Annotated in this window: 1 protein-coding gene; it reads left to right on the top strand. The window is 70.3% G+C overall.

Annotated elements, in window-relative coordinates; all coding sequences use genetic code 11:
* Nucleotides 1-23 precede the first annotated feature (23 nt).
* A partial coding sequence (locus H5J29_RS31300) for a chorismate-binding protein (RefSeq protein WP_181784537.1) occupies nucleotides 24-1,793 on the top strand: 1,770 nt, incomplete at its 3' end.

Consider the following 1,793-nt stretch of genomic DNA (forward strand, 5'->3'; position numbering starts at 1 on the left):
GCAGGCGGCGGAAGGACCCGACCATGCTCGACACCCCCGAGCCCTGGGCACGGTTCGACGACCTGGTCGCCGGCACGGCCGTGCGGTTCTCCGGGCTGCGACAGGTCCTCATGGCCCACCGCATCGACCAGGTCGCCCCCGTCCTCGACGAGGTCGACCGACTCACCCGAGACGGCCTGTGGGCCTTCGGGTTCCTCTCCTACGAAGCCGCACCCGGCCTGGACCCCACCCTGACCACCCACACCCCGGTCGACGGGCTGCCCCTGGTCTGGTTCGGCCTCGTCGACCGACCCGAGCAGGTCCCACCCCTGCCCGCCACCGGCCCCACCGTGCCACCCCTCGCCTGGACCCCCGACTGGGACGCCACCACCCACCACACCGCCGTCGAACAGGTCCGCACCCACATCGCCGCAGGCCAGACCTACCAGACCAACCTCACCACCCGACTCACCGCACACGCCCCCACCGACCTCGACCCCACCGACCTCTACCGCGAACTCGTCCACGCCCAACGCGGCGCCCACAACGCCTACCTCCACCTCGGCGACCACACGATCGCCAGCGCCAGCCCCGAACTGTTCTTCGAACAACGCGGCGACCGCATCCTCATGCGCCCCATGAAGGGCACCGCCGCGCGCGGACGCACCACCACCGAGGACGCAACCGCCCTCGCCCGACTCCGCGGCAGCACGAAGGAACGCGCCGAGAACATCATGATCGTCGACCTCGTCCGCAACGACCTCGGCCGCATCGCCGCCCCAGGCAGCGTGCAAGCGACCCGACTCCTCGCCGCCGAACGCTACGAGACCGTCCACCAACTCACCTCCGACGTCCACGCCCGACTACCCCCCGACACCGGACTCACCGACACCTTCCGCGCCCTGTTCCCCTGCGGCTCGGTCACCGGCGCCCCCAAACCCCGCACCATGGAACTCATCCACCACCTCGAACCCGGACCACGAGGCGTCTACTGCGGAACCATCGGCATCGTCGGCCCGCCCACCGCGAAGGTCCGGGCACGATTCTCCGTCGCCATCCGCACCGTCCTGCACGACCACACGCGCCGGCAACTGTCCTACGGCACCGGCGGCGGCATCACCTGGAGCTCCCGACCCGCCGCCGAACACGCCGAACTACAGGCAAAAGCCCAGGTGCTCAGCATCCGCCACGAACCCTTCGAACTCCTCGAAACCCTCCACCACACCCCCCACGGCCTACACCACCTCGACGCCCACCTCACCCGCATGACCGACTCCGCCCACTACTTCGGATACACCTTCGACCCCACCGCGGCCCGAACCCTGCTCCACGACCGGCTCCGCGAGATCGAACAAGCCCGCGTCCGGCTCCGCTGCGCACGCGACGGCACCCTCGACCTCGACATCGAAGCTGCCCCGACACCACTCAGCCACCCCGTCCGGCTCGTCATCGACCCCCACCCGATCGACACCAAGACCTGCTGGACACGACACAAGACCACCCGCCGGACCCCCTACGACACCCGACTCGCCCGCCACCCCACCGCCGACGACGTCGTGATCATCAACGAACGCGGCGAGATCACCGAGACCTGCACCGCCAACCTCGCCGCCCACCTCGACGGCCACTGGTGGACCCCCCCACTCCACAGCGGCTGCCTACCCGGCATCGAACGCGCCCACCTGATCACCACCGGCCACCTACGCGAACGCACCCTGCACCCCGACGACCTCACCCGCGCCGACGACCTCGCCCTGATCAACTCCCTACGCGGCACACGCCCAGCCCAGCTCCTGGACAGCCCCGCCGCACCC

Origin of the sequence: Pseudonocardia pini (assembly GCF_013870575.1) — a bacterium.
GTDB lineage: Bacteria > Actinomycetota > Actinomycetes > Mycobacteriales > Pseudonocardiaceae > Pseudonocardia > Pseudonocardia pini.